The organism is Reichenbachiella carrageenanivorans (assembly GCF_025639805.1).
GTDB lineage: Bacteria > Bacteroidota > Bacteroidia > Cytophagales > Cyclobacteriaceae > Reichenbachiella > Reichenbachiella carrageenanivorans.
Genome location: NZ_CP106735.1, coordinates 4003569 through 4024197 on the forward strand (window position 1 = coordinate 4003569; position 20629 = coordinate 4024197).

Here is a 20629-nt window from a genome sequence, read left to right on the forward strand (position 1 = left end):
CCTTTAATAAGTCATATTATTTATAAAAATAATACACCGTACGTTTTTTATTTTACCTTTAAAGCATAATTAGCCACATTGAGATCGATGTATATTACCAACCAACTGATATTATCAATGGTTACTTTTTCGAACTTAGAGGCATTAAAAAGTAGAACTTTTTCACAATTGTATGAATAGCTATAGAAAGATTATTGTCCTTATCCTGTGTTTATTTCCTGCTACACTCTGGGCTCAAGAGATATGTGACGATGGAATAGACAATGATGGAAACGGGTTTATTGACTGTTATGACAATGCATGTTCTGGAACAGACGCTTGCGACGATTTCTATTTTGGAAATGCCGTACTCTGTCAAGACCCAGCCACACAGAGTCCAGCCTTTGATATTTCACTTCAATGGGCTTCGGATGAGCTAACCGCTTTCAACTCTATGACGCCTGCTATCGGAGATTTGACCCGAAACGGCACACCAGAAGTAGTAGTAACCAACAGAGAACTAAACACACTGACCGTACTAAGAGGTTCGGATGGAGTCACACTCAAAGGACCTCTAAACGTAGGTTTTGATATTGCAAAAACAGTAGCTATTGCCAACCTAGATGACGACGAATGTGGAGAAATTTTTGTCAGAGGATTCAACAACGGAGCATTAAGAGCCTATGATTGTAATTTGAACCTCATATGGAGCAAAACAGTCTCAGGCAATAAAGTAAACCTCATCTCACTTGCCGACTTCAATGGTGACGGTCAAGTCGAGCTGTTGCATGGTAATGAAATCAGAAACGCACATACAGGTGATGTCATCGTTGCAAAAAGTGGAAACTTTAGTAGTGAGGTAATTTACGGGTCATTAGCAGTAGACATCTTACCAGATGCCGCCTGTGCAGACTGTAGTGGCCTTGAAATAGTCGCAGGCAGTAAAATATACTCTGTCAATATTGGCACAAAAACACGTACCCTAGTAAGGGACATGAACGACATTGATGGTGTAGACTTTGCCATCAAATACAGCGGGTGGAACAAAAATGCCGCTGCTGTAGCCGATTACAATCAAGACGGAAATATAGACGTTGTTTTCAGTGGAGGACAAAATGTAAGTGGTAGCCTAAAAGCTGCTGCTTTTTTCTGGGATGTTGCCAATTCTACCGTTACAACCTTTATTATTCCCCAAAACCACAACAATGCTACAGGACGAATCAACATCGCAGACATCGATGGTGACGGCAAGCTCAATTGTACTTTTGTATCCAAACAAAGGCTATACGCACTAGATGAAAACATGACCCCCCTCACCTCTTGGAATGGGGGAAAAGGCTATAAAGACATTACTGAGGGGTCTTCTGGGTTTACTGGATGTACCGTATTTGACTTTAATGATGACAAAGCTGCTGAAGTTATCTATCGAGGCGAAAAATATGTGCATATTATAGATGGAAAGACGGGCGTTTCTTTGAAGCAAATTTTCTGTACTTCAAGAACTTATGAAGAATATCCAATTGTAGCCGATGTAGATGGCGACGGAGCTAGTGAAATTTGTGTATCCTGTTCGTATGACAACAATACACCATTTTCTCCTTACTCTCTTGGTCAATATGCACACATCAGAGTATTCGAAGCTGGCGGTGGAGAAAACTGGCAGCCATCTAGACCTATATGGAACCAACATGGTTATTTCAATGTAAATATCAATGACGACCTTACCATTCCGATTATTCAGCAAGACCCAGGCAAAGTCTTTTCAAGCAACGTCTGTACAACAGGAGAAAACCGTCCACTTAATGCCTTTTTGAATCAAGCCCCATACCTCGATGAATCGGGGTGTCCTTCGTATATCTCTCCAGACATAGAGTTTATCGAAGTAACTAGTGTAGGCTCTGCACAATGCCCTGAAGGAGATTTTCCTGTTAGTCTAAAAATAAGAAACACAGGTGACACAGACATGACTGGCGCACTCCCTATCACCTTCTATAATGGTGCACCTGACTTAGCTTCTTCAGTCAAATTAAACACAGTATATGTAGAACTTATCAACTTTAATGTAGGTACAGACTGGCCAGTCAACGAAACTGTAAAAAGTGATGGGGGAGATTTTGATTTATATATATCTATCAACGACAATGGTTCTCAGAACCCTCCTGTTTCAAATTTTGTAAGACCTATTCCCGAATGCGACGACAGCAATAATATTTCATTTACAAGTGTTACAGCGCAAAATTTTGACTTACAACATGAAATCATCAGTCACAACGTGAAGTGTGATGATGACGCACTAGATAATGGAGACGCCAGAGTCTACTACTACGGTACCATATCCGAAACAATAACTACACTTTGGAGCGAGAATTTTGACAACCTAGCTGAAGGAACTGAGATTGACAATGGGTCTACTGCATGGGAATTCACTACAGCTCCTTCTGGAGCCAACAAACTAGAAGTATCTTTTACAGGCACTAGTAACAAGTTGGTATTTGCTGGTGTAAGTAATTCAGCTACTGCAGTTTGGGAATCAGAAGCTATTGATATTTCAGGTCAAGAATCTGCAAAGATTTCATTGAGTTTAAGCTCAAGTAGTAATCTTGAGAATAGTGGTGATGGAAAAGATTTTATAGAGGTCTATTATGTCATTGATGGTGATCAAGAAGCCATGACCAATGGCATCCATGTTGCAGAAACAGGAACTGTAGTAGCTACTGCCGAAAATATCACCGGTAGCTCTTTAAAAATCAGAATTAAGGCAAAGAACAACACCAACGACGAACTTTACTACGTAGATGATATTTTAATTGAAGGAGTAAAAGATCCCCAAAATGGTGAAATCACTGCAGGTTTCAACTTTTACTGGTTTCAAAACAACAACTTCAACGATACTATATATGTAGGGAATAGATACTCTGCACTTGCTGATGGCAACTACCAAGTAGTAGGAGCATCTCAAAGTAATTCTTGTATCTCTAATGTGGAACACATCACCATAGAGAAACAAGAAAACCCACCGACTATCGGCATAGATGTAATCAGTAACCTCAACAATTGTGAGTCTCCCAACGGGGAACTTCAAGCTTATGCCATTGTAAATGGTGTTAAAGTCACCTCTGGTTTCTCATTCTTCTGGACGATTGCCAGTGATCCTACCACGCCAGTGTCTATCACTGCTACTGCAGAAAATCTACTTGACCGAACATACCAAGTCACTGTAACTGATGATATTTCAGGCTGTTTTAGTAATGCCACTCAAGAAATTACTACAGATCAAATAAAACCTAATTTAAGGGAAGAAAGTATTGTCCACATCACGGACTGTACTAACTCTGCTAGCGGATCAATCACGGTAAGCTCAGGATCCGATGGTAGTCCTGAAGTAAACGGCTATACCTTCAACTGGTATAATGGAAATGGAGTAAAACTAGTCCCAGACTATACAGCGTCAGGAGCTGCTGGTGCTACTTATGACAATCTAGAGCCTGGCGATTATATGGTTGAAGTACAGGATGAGAGCAGTAAATGTATATCAGACCCTATACTTTTTACTGTTTTGGACAATTCGACATCTCCAGACATAGTAGTGTCTCCTACCAACAGTACCTCATGTACCGAAAACGGAAATGGATTAGCTTCTGCTGAGATTTTTGGTAGAGATATAGATGATTATATCTTCACTTACTACAAAGGGTCTAATGCATTGCCCGCAAATAAAATTACTACTGTAAGCGGCACACAACAAGAAGTTGCTCAATTACTAAGTGCTGGACAATACCTCGTTACTGCCGAAGAGATTGGAGTAGGCTGTGTAGGTAGAGCTAATTTCACCATTGCAGACGACTCTGTAGAACCCATTACACTGCCTGTAGATGCCGCTGATAAAATTGTAATTGCAAATATAGTTTCATGTAATGGTGTACTCGATACTACTTCAGGTATTATCGATGCCAGTGGTATTGATCCCGCAGATGTTGATACCGATGAATTCGAAGCTATTCAAAATGGCAGTTTTGAAGTTCCAAACATCCAAACAGAATTCGGTTCTAGTACATATAAAATCTTTGATCAAGCATTAGCAGATGGTTGGTCATCCACAGATGGCGTACTAGAATATTGGAGAAGTGGATTCAATGGTGTCCCTTCTTTGGAAGGCAATCAATTTGCAGAAATCAACGCCAACAACCCTGGTGCATTCTACTTTGATGTAGTAACCAAACCAGGCGTTCGTATGAACTGGTCATTCGGACACAGAGGCCGAAGCGGAGTAGATGAAATGGCTTTGCAAATTGATGATCCCGCGGCAGTAAACCCTACTGAAATAGGGCGATTCTCTACAGATAAAAACGCATGGGCGGTATACTCTGGAGACTATACAATCCCTGCAGGTCAGACTATCTCAAGATTTTCTTTTAAAGCGATTAGTACAGCAGGTAACAGTTTATCTGTAGGTAACTTCATTGATGACATTGTGTTTGAAGTTGCTGATTACTATTTTCAACTCTTCTCTGGAAACAGTTCTACAGGAACTCCTATTGCAGAAAACACTACTGGTATTTTTGACGGTCTTGACAAAGGCACCTATACCCTGTCTGTTATCAATAACATCACAGGTTGTCCTGCCAAAGACATTGTAGTTAATGTAAAAGTTAATGAGCAGGCCCCCCTTCTAGTTCGTCAATTAAAAGAGTCTGACGATTATTGCGTAGGAGGTAACGGTTCACAGCAAATCAAAGTAACAACAGAAGGTACTGAAGCAAATGATGAGCCCGTCAACGGTTACAAATTTGAAATATACCCTACTGCTGATACGACTACAACACCATATTCGACCCCTGTCGTAGTAGTTGGAGGAGAACCTAGCACTACATACAAATTCACAGACCTAGAAGAAAATCCTAATTATAGAATTTTGGTCATCAATAGGGACAATGGCTGTAGTTCATATACTGATATTTCGATTGTTGACGATTCAGAAATTCCATCCTTCTCTGCTCCTATTACAGTGGACAATACAAGTTGTGACCCTGCCTCTCCTACTGGCAGCATCATTGCCAACGTATTTGGAGAACCAAAAAGCGAGTATACTTGGTCATGGCTAGACGATAGTGGTCTTCCTATTTCACCAGACAAAACAGATGCAGACGGAGCAGCTGATGGCACAGCCAACAACCTTACCAATATAGCAGGAGGTACTTATCAAGTACACGCTACCCATACGCTCACTGGCTGTGTAACTGGTTGGCTTTCCGTTACAATAGATGACGATCCTTCAGGGGAGTTCACAACACTTACACTAACCCAAGAAGCTGAAAACACTAGCTGTACAGTAGGAAATGGTCAACTTAAAGTTCTAATCGATGACGGCAATGGCACTCCGATCGATCCTCCAGCAGACCACACCGTAGAATGGTTTATTGGACCAGATGCTACAGGAACTCAACTCATAGATGGTGTAGATCCTGGTAATAATTCTATGCCTGTAATCGCTGGAGCGAATGAAAACGAAGTATCAGGCCTTAATGCTCCTTCGGGCAATAACACCTATACCGTAAGGGTAACTAATGCAACGGCTTGTGCCAATACGGCTACGATATCAATCACAAATGCACCCGTACAAGCAATCATTGCTGCAAACAATGTTACTGAAGTACAAACATGTGTAGGCAGCGTATCTCACCCTGAGGGAGCTATAGAAATAACTTCTATGACTGAAGCAGGAAACCCGACAGCCGTAGGAGACTATGATTATACGTGGTACTTTGGATCTTCAAATGACCCTACTAAAACGTTAGCAGACGGAGACAACATCGGCACTAAAAAAGGAATGACGGCCGTTGCCATCACAGTGTCCGATGCTACGACTAATCACATAAAAGGCCTTAATGCTGGTTTCTACACAGTAGAAGCTATCAACAAAACTACAGGTTGTACTTCTGATGCTGTGACAATTGAAGTGACGGAGAATTTTGTTTCCTTCAGTGCCACTCTAGATGGAACAGGCACAGATGATAATACCGTTTGTAGTGTTTCGGGCGGCGGTGATTATGATGGTCAAATCACTATGACACCTTCTGCTGGAGTTGCCTCTGATTACACTTGGGAATGGTTCGCTGGACTCAATGACAATGCAGGAAATGAGATAGCTACAATCGTTCCTACAGCTACCGTAGCGCTCAACGTACTAAGTGAAATCCCTGGAGGTGACTACACCGCCAGAATCACTAACAATACTTCACAATGTGCTGTTTTACAATCTTTCAGCATCAATGATAACCAAGACAAACCAGGTAGCACGGCTACCCCTACTACTTCGGCCACCCCTGTCTCTGAATGTGATGGTGGTACTGGATATGCCAATGGGTCAGTAACTGTCGAAACCATTGACGGAAACCCTGTTGCTGGTACTGGTGACTATTCTTATGAATGGTATTGGGGTAATAGCGTAGACCCTGCCAAAATATTGACTACTGATGGTTCGATTACCATATTCGACGCTGCACACAAAAACGACGCTACTAAAACGGCTGCCGCTTTTGTTCTCGAAACCGACAACGTACTCTCTGGGTTGAACCAAGGTTCATATACCGTGGTAGCTACAAGCACGGCTACTGGATGTGTTGCAGATCCTGTCACCATCGAAGTGGTAGAAACGCTCATCCCGATCACTGCTACACTAGATGGCGTTGGGTCTAACGACAACACCGTGTGTGACTTGGCTACTGCCACTAACTACGATGGACAAATCACGGTAATCCCAGGGCCAGATGCCATAGGGGATTACACGTGGGAATGGTTCGCTGGACTTAATGTAAATGCAGCAAATGCCATTGCGACTGCTGTCCCTTCTGCGGATGCTTCTGTCGATGGTGTATTGAGTCTAATACCGGGAGGAGACTATACACTCAGACTCACCAACAATACGACCAATTGTGAAAACACCTTCTCATTCAATATCAATGACGACCAAGACAAACCAGGTAGCACGGCTACCCCTACTACTTCGGCCACCCCTGTCTCTGAATGTGATGGTGGTACTGGATATGCCAATGGGTCAGTGACTGTCGAAACCATTGACGGAAATCCTGTTGCTGGTACTGGTGACTATTCTTATGAATGGTATTGGGGTAATAGCGTAGATCCTGCCAAAATATTGACTACCGATGGTTCGATTACCATATTCGACGCTGCACACAAAAACGACGCTACTAAAACGGCTGCCGCTTTTGTTCTCGAAACCGACAACGTACTCTCTGGGTTGAACCAAGGTTCATATACCGTGGTCGCTACGAGCACGGCTACTGGATGTGTCGCGGATCCTGTCACCATCGAAGTGGTAGAAACGCTCATCCCGATCACTGCTACACTAGATGGAGCTGGGTCTAACGACAACACCGTGTGTGACTTGGCTACTGCCACCAACTACGATGGACAAATCACGGTAACACCAGGGCCAGATGCCGTAGGGGATTACACATGGGAATGGTTCGCAGGACTTAATGTAAATGCGGCCAATGCCATTGCGACTGCTGTCCCTTCTGCGGATGCTTCTGTCGATGGTGTATTGAGTCTAATACCGGGAGGAGACTATACTCTCAGACTCACCAACAATACAACCAATTGTGAAAACACATTCTCATTCAATATCAATGACGATCAAGACAAACCAGGTAGCACGACTACCCCTACTACTTCGGCTACCCCTGTCTCTGAATGTGATGGTGGTACTGGATATGCCAATGGGTCGGTAACACTCGAAACCATTGACGGAAACCCTGTTGCGGGTACTGGTGACTATTCTTATGAATGGTATTGGGGTAATAGCGTAGATCCTGCCAAAATATTGACTACCGATGGTTCGATTACCATATTCGACGCTGCACACAAAAACGACGCTACTAAAACGGCTGCCGCTTTTGTTCTCGAAACCGACAACGTACTCTCTGGGTTGAACCAAGGTTCATATACCGTGGTCGCTACGAGCACGGCTACTGGATGTGTCGCGGATCCTGTCACCATCGAAGTGGTAGAAACGCTCATCCCGATCACTGCTACACTAGATGGAGCTGGGTCTAACGACAACACCGTGTGTGACTTGGCTACTGCCACCAACTACGATGGACAAATCACGGTAACACCAGGGCCAGATGCCGTAGGGGATTACACATGGGAATGGTTCGCAGGACTTAATGTAAATGCGGCCAATGCCATTGCGACTGCTGTCCCTTCTGCGGATGCTTCTATCGATGGTGTATTGAGTCTAATACCGGGAGGAGACTATACTCTCAGACTCACCAACAATACAACCAATTGTGAAAACACATTCTCATTCAATATCAATGACGATCAAGACAAACCAGGTAGCACGACTACCCCTACTACTTCGGCTACCCCTGTCTCTGAATGTGATGGTGGTACTGGATATGCCAATGGGTCGGTAACACTCGAAACCATTGACGGAAACCCTGTTGCGGGTACTGGTGACTATTCTTATGAATGGTATTGGGGTAATAGCGTAGATCCTGCCAAAATATTGACTACCGATGGTTCGATTACCATATTCGACGCTGCACACAAAAACGACGCTACTAAAACGGCTGCCGCTTTTGTTCTCGAAACCGACAACGTACTCTCTGGGTTGAACCAAGGTTCATATACCGTGGTCGCTACGAGCACGGCTACTGGATGTGTCGCGGATCCTGTCACCATCGAAGTGGTAGAAACGCTCATCCCGATCACTGCTACACTAGATGGAGCTGGGTCTAACGACAACACCGTGTGTGACTTGGCTACTGCCACCAACTACGATGGACAAATCACGGTAACACCAGGGCCAGATGCCGTAGGGGATTACACATGGGAATGGTTCGCAGGACTTAATGTAAATGCGGCCAATGCCATTGCGACTGCTGTCCCTTCTGCGGATGCTTCTGTCGATGGTGTATTGAGTCTAATACCGGGAGGAGACTATACTCTCAGACTCACCAACAATACAACCAATTGTGAAAACACATTCTCATTCAATATCAATGACGATCAAGACAAACCAGGTAGCACGACTACCCCTACTACTTCGGCTACCCCTGTCTCTGAATGTGATGGTGGTACTGGATATGCCAATGGGTCGGTAACACTCGAAACCATTGACGGAAACCCTGTTGCGGGTACTGGTGACTATTCTTATGAATGGTATTGGGGTAATAGCGTAGATCCTGCCAAAATATTGACTACCGATGGTTCGATTACCATATTCGACGCTGCACACAAAAACGACGCTACTAAAACGGCTGCCGCTTTTGTTCTCGAAACCGACAACGTACTCTCTGGGTTGAACCAAGGTTCATATACCGTGGTCGCTACGAGCACGGCTACTGGATGTGTCGCGGATCCTGTCACCATCGAAGTGGTAGAAACGCTCATCCCGATCACTGCTACACTAGATGGAGCTGGGTCTAACGACAACACCGTGTGTGACTTGGCTACTGCCACCAACTACGATGGACAAATCACGGTAACACCAGGGCCAGATGCCGTAGGGGATTACACATGGGAATGGTTCGCAGGACTTAATGTAAATGCGGCCAATGCCATTGCGACTGCTGTCCCTTCTGCGGATGCTTCTGTCGATGGTGTATTGAGTCTAATACCGGGAGGAGACTATACTCTCAGACTCACCAACAATACAACCAATTGTGAAAACACATTCTCATTCAATATCAATGACGATCAAGACAAACCAGGTAGCACGACTACCCCTACTACTTCGGCTACCCCTGTCTCTGAATGTGATGGTGGTACTGGATATGCCAATGGGTCGGTAACACTCGAAACCATTGACGGAAACCCTGTTGCGGGTACTGGTGACTATTCTTATGAATGGTATTGGGGTAATAGCGTAGATCCTGCCAAAATATTGACTACCGATGGTTCGATTACCATATTCGACGCTGCACACAAAAACGACGCTACTAAAACGGCTGCCGCTTTTGTTCTCGAAACCGACAACGTACTCTCTGGGTTGAACCAAGGTTCATATACCGTGGTCGCTACGAGCACGGCTACTGGATGTGTCGCGGATCCTGTCACCATCGAAGTGGTAGAAACGCTCATCCCGATCACTGCTACACTAGATGGAGCTGGGTCTAACGACAACACCGTGTGTGACTTGGCTACTGCCACCAACTACGATGGACAAATCACGGTAACACCAGGGCCAGATGCCGTAGGGGATTACACATGGGAATGGTTCGCAGGACTTAATGTAAATGCGGCCAATGCCATTGCGACTGCTGTCCCTTCTGCGGATGCTTCTGTCGATGGTGTATTGAGTCTAATACCGGGAGGAGACTATACTCTCAGACTCACCAACAATACAACCAATTGTGAAAACACATTCTCATTCAATATCAATGACAACGAGACTAAGCCAGTAATTACGAATGCTGTATTGGCTGATGTAGCTGAAAACAACAATACAGCTTGTATAGGTGCTGCCACCTACCCTAATGGGTCTATTCAATTGAATAACCTTACAGGAACAGGCACATATACTTTCGAATGGTACTATGGCACAAGTATAGACGCTGCTAAGTTGATTGCTGACGGTACAAACATTCTTGATCAAAAGGGAACTGGTACTGGATCTGGTGTTGTAGCAGATGCTACTACGAACCACATTCTAAACTTAGATGCAGGTGATTACACTGTAAGGTCAATTGATCAAGGTACAGGTTGTGTATCTGACCCAATTACCATTACTATTGGAGACGACATCCCTGCTATCGTTATAGATGCAGTTGTAGATCGAGATGACTACAGTTGTGATATTGCAACCCCAACAGGAAAAATAACTGCTGATGTGAATGGAGGAAACACTGGCTACCTGATTGACTGGTATTTAGGTACTAATATTTTGGGTGCATCGCTACAGCAAACTGACGAAGCTACTAACACGCTTGATAATCTTTCATCAGGAACCTACACTGTGAAAGTGACTAATAAGACTACATTCTGTTATGAAACGGCACAAGTAACCATTATTAGAACGCTTCCTATAATCACAGTTACTGGATCAGACATCGATCAAACCACATGTGCTCCTAATGGTTCGGCCACAGCTACACCACAAGCGATCACCTACACCAATGGAACACCAAGATATGACGGAGGAACTGGTATACCTACCACCTATACCTACGAATGGTATGAAGGGCAAGATGATTCTACCACTCCTCTTGCAGAGGTTTCTGCCACACTCGGCTCTCAAGTCGCAGGTTTTTATACAGTAGTCGCTACCAATACGGCTGCAGGATGTGAAAGCTCGGTTCTAACGATTGAGATTGGAGATGGCGTATCAGCCAACGCTCCAGTTGCGGATATTAGAGCCCTTGGAACCCAACCTATATCTGGAATTACAGGAAATATCCCAGGCTCATGTAATGCTAATGATGGCATCATCATCGCTAATATTACAGCCAACGCCAATGGCAATGAATTGGCTCTTTCTTGGTATGGTGGATCTGACGATTATACAGATGGGTCAGGAACAGAATTGACTACCAATAGCACAAATGTGAATGGCACTGGTACAAGCGCCTATGCAGCCTTAGGCGCTACAGGTGCTGGCAATGGCTACCCATCAGGGTTGTATTCGTTGTTAATGGAAGACTTAGTTACGGGCTGTATTTATCAGCAAGTATTTGATCTGCCTTTCAATGGCCAGCAAGCCACTACTACCCTATCCGTAGAGCATGTAGAGCAGTGTCCAGATGATGGAGTAGCCAAAGTAGGTATGGGAGACAACATCACAATCACCTATAATACCTTGGCTGGAACTTTCTCTGATGGAGAAGAGGTCACTGCACCAAGTGGAGCAACAGGTATTGTAGGCTTTGATAATGGAGCTCATACCATGCAAATATCTTCAACTACCAACCCAAGTGCATTTTCTATTGGAGATGTCATTACTGGTAGTTTTTCTACGGCAAGTGCTACTATTGATGGAATAAGTGGCATAGGGAACGAAGCAAGCAGCGTAGACGATATTACGAATTATGACATCTATTTATTTGTAGGAGATGGCGTTCCTGCAGGATATACACCAGTTCATCAAGTCATTCCAGGGAATACAGTGCTAGTTGGGGAAGAAGTAGAATTCACAGGACTTCCAGCTGGAACATATACTGCAGTAGCTAGGGAAAGAACAGGTGTACTAGGAGGCGGAGAATGTTACTCAGCAGCATCTACTGACGAAATCCTGCAAAATGCTTATGCTCCTTTAATTGATTCTTATTCCATTACTGAAAATACTATTTGCGATCCTGTGACTTATACTGGTAATGGATCTATTACGGTAACGGCAAGAAAAAATGCGGCAGATACTACCCAAACCAAAACAGACCATTTTACATTTACTTGGTATAAAGTAGGAGCTGAAAACCCAGGAGATGAACTACAAGCTGCTGATGAAAATGTTACAACTTCCACCCTACTTAACCAAGCCCCAGGTGATTACATCGTATACATTGATCGCTTAGGACTAGTAGGACCTGCTCCAAACGGTTGTCAGCTGATTGCCACATACACCATTCAAGACAACCCTGAACTCCATGAAATCACTGGCGTAGATGTGGCAACCATTGTAGACTGTGATGGCACTTCTGACGCTACGATCACTGATGCATTGATCACTGACGCGGCAGCCAACTATACCTATACTTGGTATAAAGGCACCTATCCAGGCGGCATCATCGCATTGGAAAACGGACCTACATTGGCTGGGCAAACTGAGGGCACCTACTTTGTAGAAGCCACTGAAAATGTAACCAAAGGGTGTACTACTTCAGTATTCGAATTTGAAATTGAAAAAGATGTTACCCCTCCTGCACTTACACTTACTGTAACTACCGAAGATTCTTATTGTTTAAGTGGTGATCAAGGAAATGGAGTGGTGACATGGAGCATCGGAGCCCCAACTGATAACTACACTTACCAATGGTACAAAGGAGCATCCGCTACCCCTGGTCAGGAACTTACAGATGTGACTATTACAGGTAAATCTGGTACTGATGTCAACATCACTGGAGATGTATTATCCAATGTTAATGCAGGTACTTATACCATTGAAGTTACTGATGTCACTAGTCCTCCAAATAATGCTTGTTCTTCAATAGCAACTATTGTGGTGCCAGATGCTACGCCTACGATTTCAATCAACGATCCAGCAGCCGACTACACGCTGACTCACAAGCTAAACTGTAGCAATACAGGTAGCTTTGAAATACTTCAAGTAAAAGAAGACGGTATCGTTACTGGCAATTTGAGTGACTATAACTTCACCTACACCAAACAAGATGATACGGCTGCTGGAGGTTCCCTTTCAGGAACAAACAACAATATCATCTCTGACTTATCAGAAGGAGACTACAAAGTAGTTATATCTAGTATTGCTTCTACTTGTACAAGTTCTGAATTCTTCTTCACTATTGAAGATCAATCGGTAGATCCTACCATCGACTTCACTGTCAATGCTGTGGATACCTTCTGTGGTGATCCAATCACTGACGGAGGTAATGGGTCTATCACTGCTACCGTACAAGGTGGTGCCCCTAGCTCAGACTATACCTTCGAATGGTTCTATGGGTCTGGAACAACTACCACTCTCGCTGCTTCGGGAATTGTAAGCCAAACGGCTACTGCGGGTACTGCTAGTGGTTTACCTCAAGGCACTTACACTTTAAGGGTAACAGACAACAACCCAAACAACGCAACATGTCAGACTATTTCTGAATTTGTATTAACCGAAGATCAGCCAGTTATTTCTATCAATGACCCTGCTGCGGACTATACGCTTACTCACAAACTAAACTGTAGTAATACAGGTAGCTTTGAAGTCCTTCAAGTAAAAGAAGACGGAGTTGTATCATTTGGCTTGGCTAGTTACACCTATACATTCGCTAGACAAAGTGGAGACCCACTAGGTGTAACACCTTCAGGTCTGAATGGACAAACAATAGCTGGGCTTGATGCTGACGACTATCAAGTGACGATAACAAACAAAAATTCTGATTGTGCTAGCTCTATTTTCTACTTCACTATCGAAGACCAGTCTGTAGACCCTACCATCGACTTCACTGTCAATGCAGTAGATACCTTCTGTGGTGATCCTGTTACCGAAGGCGGTAATGGCTCAATCACTGCGACTGTTCAAGGGGGCACTCCTATCGGAGACTATACCTACGAATGGTTCTACGGTGCGCAGACTACTACCCCATTGGACAATACCCAGATCGCTTCTTATGTCGCTGGTGCTACCGACAACATTGCTACAGGATTGCCTCAGGGTACTTATACCCTCAGAGTCACGGACAACACTGATCCGAACAATACTTGTCAGACTACTTCTGAATTTGTGTTGACTGAAGATCAGCCAGTCATTACCATCAACGATCCTGCGGCTGACTACACCTTAACACACAAGCTAAACTGTACGAACACGGGTAGCTTTGAAATTAGTCAAGTAAAAGAAGATGGTATCGTTACTGGTGCATTGGGTGACTATAACTTCACCTACACCAAACAAGATGGTACTGCTGCTGGCGGAACGCTTTCTGGTACCAACAACAGCATAATTTCTGGATTGGAAGAAGGTGACTATAAAGTAGTCATCGAAAACGATGCTTCTACTTGTAGCAGCTCTGAGTTCTACTTCACTATCGAAGACCAGTCTGTAGACCCTACCATCGACTTCACTGTCAATGCTGTAGATACCTTCTGTGGTGATCCTGTTACCGAAGGCGGTAATGGCTCAATCACTGCGACTGTTCAAGGGGGCGCTCCTATCGGAAACTATACCTACGAATGGTTCTACGGTGCGCAGACTACTACCCCATTGGACAATACCCAGATCGCTTCTTATGTCGCTGGTGCTACCAACAATATTGCTACAGGATTGCCTCAGGGTACTTATACCCTCAGAGTCACGGACAACACTGATCCGAACAATACTTGTCAGACTACTTCTGAATTTGTGTTGACTGAAGATCAGCCGGTCATTACCATCAACGATCCTGCGGCTGACTACACCTTAACACACAAGCTAAACTGTACGAACACGGGTAGCTTTGAAATTAGTCAAGTAAAAGAAGATGGTATCGTTACTGGTGCATTGGGTGACTATAACTTCACCTACACCAAACAAGATGGTACTGCTGCTGGCGGAACGCTTTCTGGTACCAACAACAGCATAATTTCTGGATTGGAAGAAGGTGACTATAAAGTAGTCATCGAAAACGATGCTTCTACTTGTAGCAGCTCTGAGTTCTACTTCACTATCGAAGACCAGTCTGTAGACCCTACCATCGACTTCACTGTCAATGCTGTAGATACCTTCTGTGGTGATCCTGTTACCGAAGGCGGTAATGGCTCAATCACTGCGACTGTTCAAGGGGGCGCTCCTATCGGAAACTATACCTACGAATGGTTCTACGGTGCGCAGACTACTACCCCATTGGACAATACCCAGATCGCTTCTTATGTCGCTGGTGCTACCAACAATATTGCTACAGGATTGCCTCAGGGTACTTATACCCTCAGAGTCACGGACAACACTGATCCGAACAATACTTGTCAGACTACTTCTGAATTTGTGTTGACTGAAGATCAGCCGGTCATTACCATCAACGATCCTGCGGCTGACTACACCTTAACACACAAGCTAAACTGTACGAACACGGGTAGCTTTGAAATTAGTCAAGTAAAAGAAGATGGTATCGTTACTGGTGCATTGGGTGACTATAACTTCACCTACACCAAACAAGATGGTACTGCTGCTGGCGGAACGCTTTCTGGTACCAACAACAGCATAATTTCTGGATTGGAAGAAGGTGACTATAAAGTAGTCATCGAAAACGATGCTTCTACTTGTAGCAGCTCTGAGTTCTACTTCACTATCGAAGACCAGTCTGTAGACCCTACCATCGACTTCACTGTCAATGCTGTAGATACCTTCTGTGGTGATCCTGTTACCGAAGGCGGTAATGGCTCAATCACTGCGACTGTTCAAGGGGGCACTCCTATCGGAGACTATACCTACGAATGGTTCTACGGTGCGCAGACTACTACCCCATTGGACAATACCCAGATCGCTTCTTATGTCGCTGGTGCTACCGACAACATTGCTACAGGATTGCCTCAGGGTACTTATACCCTCAGAGTCACGGACAACACTGATCCGAACAATACTTGTCAGACTACTTCTGAATTTGTGTTGACTGAAGATCAGCCAGTCATTACCATCAACGATCCTGCGGCTGACTACACCTTAACACACAAGCTAAACTGTACGAACACGGGTAGCTTTGAAATTAGTCAAGTAAAAGAAGATGGTATCGTTACTGGTGCATTGGGTGACTATAACTTCACCTACACCAAACAAGATGGTACTGCTGCTGGCGGAACGCTTTCTGGTACCAACAACAGCATAATTTCTGGATTGGAAGAAGGTGACTATAAAGTAGTCATCGAAAACGATGCTTCTACTTGTAGCAGCTCTGAGTTCTACTTCACTATCGAAGACCAGTCTGTAGACCCTACCATCGACTTCACTGTCAATGCTGTAGATACCTTCTGTGGTGATCCTGTTACCGAAGGCGGTAATGGCTCAATCACTGCGACTGTTCAAGGGGGCGCTCCTATCGGAGACTATACCTACGAATGGTTCTACGGTGCGCAGACTACTACCCCATTGGACAATACCCAGATCGCTTCTTATGTCGCTGGTGCTACCGACAACATTGCTACAGGATTGCCTCAGGGTACTTATACCCTCAGAGTCACGGACAACACTGATCCGAACAATACTTGTCAGACTACTTCTGAATTTGTGTTGACTGAAGATCAGCCGGTCGTATCTATCTCAGCTTCTGAGTACACACTTACAGATAAAACCAACTGTTCAAATGACGGTTCTTTCGAAATTACAGATGTATTAGAAGATGGTATTGCTCAAGGACTTGCTGATTACACCTTCACTTACGAAGTAGCAGGAGGAGGAGCACTGCCTGTAGCATCTACTCCATCCATGACTGGTTTAGCTACAGATGATAATAGAATTGATGATCTACCAGCTGGCGACTACCAAGTAACGATTAGTAGTGATATTTCTACTTGTTCAAGTTCTACCTTCTTGTTCACCATCGAAGACACTACTGTTGATCCTGTTGCTATTTTAACATCTAAGACACCAGATACTAATTGTACGACCCCTACTCCTGAAGATGGCAACGGTACTTTAACTGTCGCTCTACAAGGAGGTGCCGCTGTTGCTGACTATGATTACACTTGGTACAGAGGATCTATTGACCCTGCAAACAATATTACTTTGGGTAATAAAGTTGGCTCTGCGGTCATAGGAGGTGTAGGAGAATCTCTGACAGGATTGGCTCCAGGCCAATACGTTTTGGTCATTGAAGACTCGAATGGAGATGATGCCAATGATGGCTGTTCAAGTACAGCTACATTTACAATCACCAATACACCAACAACCATCACTATAGACGATGCTAATGTTGACACAGGAATTGTACATGTGACCGATTGTAATAACAACAATGGTTCTATTACACTTACTGACGCTGACGTCAATCCAGGTGTATTGGCAGACTATGACTTCACTTGGTATACTGATGGTCCTTTGACTGACATGGGATTAGCGGCTAACACCACTGCAATCACAAGTCAATCCCCTGGCCAATACTATGTGAAAGCAACACACAAGGCTACTGGTTGTAATTCAGGTCAGATTGGATTTGTAATAGAAAATCAAGCAGAACCTGCTACGATAGTCATTACCGAAAACACACCTGACACCAGTTGTGACCCTGATGCCAACGAAGGCAACGGTGCTCTCGATTGGACTATCGGAGATACTGATGGAGGCGTTGCCCCTGCAGGAGATTACACTTACCAATGGTATGTTGGCGGATCTGTAGCTACTGGAACCATACTAACAGATGGTGCTACAATTACAGGAGCAACAGGTACAGTAAGCGGACCATACACAGGTACAATTTCAGGGTTAGATGCTGGAGTATATACTTTACTGATTACCGATACTTCTACTCCAAATAGTACTTGTACTGTTGAGTCTACATTCAAATTGTCAGAATCTATCACTACATACGAAATCACGGCATCCTCTTTGACTAACAATACCCATTGTGAAGATAATTTGACTTTCTTCTCCAACGGAGAATTCGAAATCACAACGATCACTGGTGGAGCACTGGCCGACTTTACTTACACGTTTGTGAATAAAGATGACGCAGGCTATGTATTCAACAATGTCGCCGATGGGCATGTAGATCAATTAGATCCGGGGTCTTACGAAGTCACTGTTGAGCATACTTCAAATCAATGTATACTAGATGTATTTGACTTTGAAATAGAGGATGAATCAGTAACTCCAAGTTTAACATTCACACTAGATCAAGCAGATCAGTACTGTGTAGGAGGAAATGGAGAGTTAACTGCAGCCACGGATGCCACTACCCCTACTTATACTTGGGATCATGGCCCTGCTACAGCGCAAGTCACTGGCTTAGACAATGATTTTAATGCAGATGGAGAATACACCGTTACTGTACAAGATGGCATCACTGGATGTACAGTGACTGGTTCATTTATCATACCGCTCAAATCTGAGTTGATCGATATCGATATGACTGCTGTCAATATCACAGACGCTTCATGTAGTACCTCTACCGACGGTAGTGTTGAAATCACGACGATGTCACCAGACACTAACGCTGATTATGACTTTGCTTGGTATAAGGATACCTATCCTTCCCTCGCGATTGCAGGACAGTTTACTGCTACTTTGTCTAATCAAACGCCTGGTACCTACTACGCCGAAGCGACCAGTACCATATCTGGCTGTACTTCAGGAGTATTCGAATTTGAAATTGGCGACCTTGGCTTGAACCCAATAATCACCCAAGTATATAGTCAGAAACAATTCAACTGTGACCTAGGTAATCCTAACGGGGTGCTAAAAGTCATGGCCGATTCTACCGCTGGAGCCAATCAAGCAGATTATACATTCGCTTGGTCTTCTCCACTAGGTACGCCTGCACCAGCCGCTGGTCAGATCTACTCAGGCTTGGGAGAAGGTAATTACAACATCGAAGTAACTAACATCGCTACGGGATGTGTGTCTACAGAGTCATTGCCAATGGTGAATGACATTAACTTCCCTCTGGTACTTGGACTCTCAGCCGATGGTAACGACAACTGTATCGATGAAAATGGTCAGTTGGTCATCAACGTATTGAACTCTAAAAACCCAACAGCGGTATTTAACTACTACCTCTACTCTGGCGAACTTGCCAACCCTGGGTTTGTAGCAGCCAATCAGTTGGGCAGCTCTTATGTAGACGACTTGGTACATGGTAAATACACCGTAATGGTAGAAGATATCGACGGGGGTTGTGAGTCAGAACCCAACTATGTAGAGATCGAAGATTTCAGAAACACTGGAGATATGGCCATGAACATTGTTCAAAATCACGCTTTAACCAAATGTGATTTGACTCGTGCGGATGGAGAAGCGACTATCACACCTCTACCGAAAACGCCAAGCACCTATACCATCTACTGGCACGATGGCTCTAGTCTATCTGATCCTATCTTGGACTCAGCACTCAACTTAAATCAGTTGGTAGACAAGACTTACGCAATCGAAATGACAGACAGATATACAGGGTGTATGATATCAGATAATATCACAATAAGCAACGAAGCCTTAGATATACCGACACCTCTCATTACTGTACTACAAGACAGAATGAATTGTATCACTCCTGATGGAGCTATATCTGCAGAGGTAGACAGTACTGTAGTAGGCTATGCATTCGAATGGCAAGATGCCTCCGATGCGGTGATTAGCTCTACATTCTCTGCTAGTGGATTAGACATCGGAGAATACAGTGTTAAAGCGACGAGTCTAAGTACTGGTTGTGTATCTGACGAAGCTACAGTTCAGGTAACCGATGCTAGAGTAGATCCTTCGTTCACAGTTATCACTACTGAGTCTAGATGCTCTGAGGTATCAGAGTTCGGAGATGGATATGCTGGAAATGGAGAAGCTGTATTGGCATTTGACCATAACACAAGCATTGAAAACCAATACTGGGCAGTTGACAACGGCATAGAAATAGATCCTGCTGATGCCAGCACAATTATCAGCACCAACGAGCAAATGAGTGGATTGAGTCCTGGAGAATACAGAGTATTGGTGACTGATGTAAATGATTGTTCATACGAAGCCTCTTTCGTCATAGCCACTGACATCGAAATATTTAACGGTGTCTCTGACAACGGAGATGGTTTAAATGATTACTTTAGAATCTCTTGTGCGGATAGATTCCCATCCAACCATGTTAAAATTTATACTCGATCAGGAACATTGGTATATGAAACTGATGGATATGAAGATGATGTAACTGGGAACGTATTTACAGGAAAAAGAAATACTGGACTAGGTGGTGGTAGCGATGGCTTGCCATCTGGAACTTATTTCTATATTTTTGACAAAGGAGAAGGACAAGAAGGAGATGTTTACCAAGGATATTTGGAATTGGTCAGATAACGA

Annotated in this window: 1 protein-coding gene; it reads left to right on the plus strand. The window is 44.0% G+C overall.

All coding sequences use genetic code 11. The features are described from left to right. The first annotated feature begins 172 nt into the window (after positions 1-172). Positions 173-20626 carry a gliding motility-associated C-terminal domain-containing protein gene (locus N7E81_RS16330; RefSeq protein ID WP_263050668.1) on the plus strand — a complete coding sequence of 6818 codons (20454 nt, stop codon included), beginning with the start codon at positions 173-175 and terminating at the stop codon, positions 20624-20626. The last annotated feature ends 3 nt before the right edge of the window (positions 20627-20629 follow it).